The following is a 4,102-nucleotide window of genomic DNA, read 5'->3' as shown; positions in this document are numbered from 1 at the left end:
AGCCGGCGCCGCGCCGGACCGGCCGTCTGGTCGTTCAGGACGACTGGCCCTGCGGCTGGGCCTGCCCCGCCCGCGTACGGCCGCTCGGCTTGCCCTGACCCAGGCCCGCGGCCCGCATCAGCATGCCGACCACGCCACCGGCGGCGGACAGGACCAGGCCGGCCGCGACGCCCAGCGGCTGGGCCACCACCGTGAAGAACCCGGCGACGCAGAATCCGATGGTGACGATGGTGACGCCGGTCCACGCCGCCAGGGTGTGACCGTGGCTGTTGCCCGCCATGTGTGCTCCTCGTAGTTCACTTCGCTCAGTGGGCCCGTCGGGCCCGCTTCCCGCCATTCTCCTCCTGCCGCGCGGTGCCGCAGAGTCAGGGGTGGGAGTCGGCGGTACCTGTGCCGTTCAGGGGGTGCCGGCCAGGAGGTGCCGGTCAGGCGGTGCCGTGGGTGGGGTCCTCGCCGCGGTCCAGCGCCTTCCACAGATCCTCGGGCCGGTCCGGGTCCACGGCCGTACCGGCCCCGGGGGTGGCGCCGCGCGTCCTGCGCGGGGCGCGCTCGTAGCGTCCGCTTCCGGACATCGACGGCCACGTACGCCCGTAGCGCAGCGCCAGCAGACCCGCGCACAGCAGCAGGGTGCCGCCGACCGCGGAGAGATACGGCCAGGCGCTGACATGCACCGCCTCGATGCCGCTCTGCGCGAGACCGCTGGCCTCGGCCGCCTTGTCGGTGAGCGCTCCGCTGTCGTCCGCCCCGAGCAGCGCGGAGGCGAGCGTGCCCGCGCCGCACAGGGTGAGCAGTCCGGCGACGAGGGCGCGGCCCGCGCGCTTCACCGCGAAGACCGCGACGAGGGAGGCCAGTCCGACCAGCGCCAGCGCGCTGGGCAGCCCGGTGACGTCGCTGCCCTTCGCCTGCACGGGCAGCTTGCCCTGCGCGAAGGACGCGGTGGAGTGGCTCCACACCTGCCCGCCGGCGACCAGCGCGAGCGCGGCACCCAGCGCGCCGCACAGCAGCGCGAGGGCGAGCGCGCGCCGGGCGGCGCGGGAGCGCGCGGACGCGGAGTCCTGTGCGGGTGTGGTGGCGGGTGCGGTTCCCGGAGGCGAGTCGGGCGAGCGAGCCGGTGGTACGGAAGTCACCCGTCCACGCTACCGCCGAGCCGTTCGGCCGTACGGACCGCCCTCAGCACGGCAGCCGCCTTGTTGTGACACTCGGTGTCCTCGGCGACGGGGTCGGAGTCGGCGACGACACCGGCACCCGCCTGCACGTAGGCCGTGCCCTTGCGCAGCAGCGCCGTGCGGATCGCGATGGCCATGTCGGCGTCCCCGGCGAAGTCCAGATAGCCGACGCAGCCGCCGTAGACGCCGCGCCGGGTGGGCTCCAGCTCCTCGATGATCTGCAGGGCGCGCGGCTTGGGCGCCCCGGAAAGGGTCCCGGCCGGGAAGCAGGCGGTCAGCGCGTCGAAGGCGGTGCGGCCCTCGGCGAGCAGGCCCGTCACCGTGGAGACGATGTGCATGACGTGGCTGTAGCGCTCGACGGACATGAAGTCGACGACCTCGACGCTCCCCGGCTCGCAGACCCGCCCCAGGTCGTTGCGGCCCAGATCGACCAGCATCAGATGCTCGGCCCGCTCCTTGGGATCGGCCAGCAGCTCGTCGGCCAGCTCGGTGTCCTGCCGCGGGGTCTGGCCACGGGGGCGGGTGCCCGCGATGGGGTGCATCATCGCGTGCCCGTCCTCGACCTTGACCAGCGCCTCCGGGCTCGAGCCGACGACGTCGAAACCTCCCCCTCCGCCTGCGGCCTGGGTGGGGGTCCCCCCGGCGGAGCCAGGGGGCGTGCCCCCATCCTCGTCCGCGAAGCGGAACAGGTACATGTACGGGCTGGGGTTGGTCGCCCGCAGCACGCGGTAGACGTCGAGCGCGCCGGCCGCGCACGGCGTCTCGAACCGCTGCGAGGGCACCACCTGGAATGCCTCGCCCGCGCGGATGCGCTCCTTGATGTCCGCCACCCACCCCTGGTAGGTGGCGCCGCCCGAGCGCGCGGTGAACTCCGGCAGCTCCGAGGGCGGCAGGACGGCCGGGCCGGCCGGCGCGGGCCGGGCCAGGTCCGCGGCCATGGCGTCGAGGCGTTCCACGGCGTCCGCGTAGGCGTCGTCGACGCCGGTGTCGAGGTCGTTGTGATTGATCGCGTTGGCGATCAGCAGCACCGTGCCGTTCCGGTGGTCGAGTACGGCCAGGTCCGAGGCGAGCAGCATGGTCAGCTCGGGCAGGGCCAGGTCGTCGGCCGTAGTGTCGCTGTCGCCGACCTTCTCCAGCCGCCGAACGATGTCGTACCCGAGATAGCCGACCATGCCTCCGGTGAACGGCGGCAGATCAGCGTCCTCGTGCAGATCGCGGGGCGTGTGCAGGGCCTCGACGGTCTCCCGCAGCACCCGCAGCGGATCGCCCTCGTCCGGTACCCCGACGGGAGGCGTGCCCAGCCACCGCGCCGACCCGTCCCGCACGGTGAGGGTCGCGGCGCTGCGTACGCCGATGAAGGAGTAGCGCGACCAGGTCCCCCCTCCCCCACCGCCTGCGGCGTGGGAGGTGCCCCCAGCGGCGGACTCCAGCAGGAAGGTGCCCGGCCGCTCGGCGGCGAGCTTGCGGTACAGGGCGATGGGGGTGTCGCCGTCGACGAGCAGGCGCCGGGTCACCGGAATGACCCGGCGGTCCTTCGCGAGCGTACGGAAGGTGTCGAGGTCCGGAGTCGTCATGATCGTTGACCTTACTGGGCGCCGGCGTCGGCACGCGGGCCGTCCGGGGTCAGTTCGCCGGCGTCGAAACAGCTGCGGTCCCCGGTGTGGCAGGCGGCGCCCACCTGGTCGACCTTGACCAGCACGGTGTCGGCGTCGCAGTCGAGGGCGACGGACTTGACGTGCTGCACATGGCCGGAGGTGTCGCCCTTGACCCAGTACTCCCGGCGGCTGCGGCTCCAGTAGGTGGCGCGGCCGGTGGTGAGCGTGCGGTGCAGGGCTTCGTCGTCCATCCAGCCGAGCATCAGCACCTCACCGGTGTCGTACTGCTGGGCGATGGCGGGGACCAGCCCGTCGGCGTTCCGCTTGAGGCGGCCGGCGACGGCGGGGTCGAGGGATCGTGCGGACATGGCCCCATTCTCGCGCATCCCCGCTCACTCGCGGTTCACGGTGCGGTGGCGGAGCCCGAAGAAAACGGCCCGCCGCCCGGACCGCGGCGCCCGGGGCCGGGCGGCCCTCACGCCGGCCCGACCGGTTCCGGTGTCCGCCCCGTTACGGAAGCGAAGATTCCGGACTCGCCGCGCCTCGTCCCGCCGTGCGCCGAAGCCGCGGCGTACTCCCGCGCAGGGCCCGGATCAGCGCCGTCGTGGGCGGCCGGCCGTACCCTTGGGGGAATGACCACCCATGCCATGCGTGAACGTCTCATTCTGGCCGATCTGTTGGAGACCAGCGGGCCGGAGGCCCCGACTCTGTGCGAGAACTGGAAGGCCAGGGACCTCGCCGCGCACGTCGTGGTGCGCGAGCGCCGCGCCGACGCGGCGGCCGGGATCCTGCTCAAAGGGCTCGCCGCGCGACTGGACCGGGTGCAGGCGGAGTTCGTGGCCAAGCCCTACGAGGAGCTGATCCAGCTCATCCGCACCGGGCCGCCGCGCATGTCGCCGTACGCGCTCAAGCAGGTCGACGAGGCCGCGAACACCGTCGAGTTCTACGTCCATGCCGAGGACGTCCGCCGCGCCGCGCCCGAGTGGACGCCGCGCGAGCTGGACGGCGTCTTCCAGGACGCGCTGTGGAAGCGGCTGGAGAGCACCGCACGGCTCCTGGGCCGCAAGTCACCGGTCGGGCTGGTACTGCGCCGTCCCAACGGCCAGACCGTCGTCGCCCGTAAGGGCGTCCCGGTGGTGACCGTCAGCGGCGAACCCAACGAGTTGGTGCTGTTCGCCTCGGGGCGCCAGGACCCGGCCCGGGTGGAGGCGGACGGCGAGAAGGCGGCCGTCGCCCGCGCGTACGAAGCCGGACTCGGCATCTGAGGCCGCCGCGCCCTCCCGGCTGCCGCCACGCCCTGCGGTCTGCCCACGTCAGCCGCCGCGCCCCATCGGCGTGCGC

Annotated in this window: 5 protein-coding genes; 1 reads left to right on the top strand and 4 read right to left on the bottom strand. The window is 73.7% G+C overall.

Features of this window, described 5'->3' with window-relative positions; all coding sequences use genetic code 11:
- Nucleotides 1–34: 34 nt before the first annotated feature.
- From ACRDP3_RS15135 to hisI, 4 genes are all read right to left on the bottom strand, one after another.
- The gene (locus ACRDP3_RS15135) at nt 35–280 is read right to left on the bottom strand and encodes an HGxxPAAW family protein (protein ID WP_431517459.1); all 246 of its coding nucleotides are present in this window, start codon (nt 278–280) and stop codon (nt 35–37) included.
- Between the two features lie 145 nt (nt 281–425).
- The gene (locus ACRDP3_RS15130; protein WP_431517458.1) at nt 426–1,127 is read right to left on the bottom strand and encodes a TIGR02234 family membrane protein; all 702 of its coding nucleotides are present in this window, start codon (nt 1,125–1,127) and stop codon (nt 426–428) included.
- Nucleotides 1,124–2,740: an anthranilate synthase component I gene (locus ACRDP3_RS15125; protein ID WP_431517457.1), complete on the bottom strand. Its 1,617-nt coding sequence runs from the start codon at nt 2,738–2,740 to the stop codon at nt 1,124–1,126. The genes ACRDP3_RS15130 and ACRDP3_RS15125 overlap by 4 nt, the downstream gene beginning before the upstream one ends.
- 11 nt (nt 2,741–2,751) lie before the next feature.
- Nucleotides 2,752–3,147, bottom strand: a complete 396-nt coding sequence (gene hisI / locus ACRDP3_RS15120) for a phosphoribosyl-AMP cyclohydrolase (RefSeq protein WP_431517456.1) — start codon at nt 3,145–3,147, stop codon at nt 2,752–2,754.
- A gap of 246 nt (nt 3,148–3,393) precedes the next feature.
- On the opposite strand from hisI, the gene ACRDP3_RS15115 reads away from it, so the two are divergent.
- On the top strand, nt 3,394–4,026 hold the full coding sequence (locus ACRDP3_RS15115; protein WP_431517455.1) for a TIGR03085 family metal-binding protein: 633 nt from the start codon (nt 3,394–3,396) through the stop codon (nt 4,024–4,026).
- Nucleotides 4,027–4,102 lie beyond the last annotated feature (76 nt).

Origin of the sequence: Streptomyces sp. (assembly GCF_050698815.1) — a bacterium.
In the GTDB taxonomy this organism is placed as follows: Bacteria; Actinomycetota; Actinomycetes; order Streptomycetales; family Streptomycetaceae; genus Streptomyces.
Note: the sequence above shows the minus strand (reverse complement) of the source record. Positions and strands in the feature narration are given on the sequence as shown.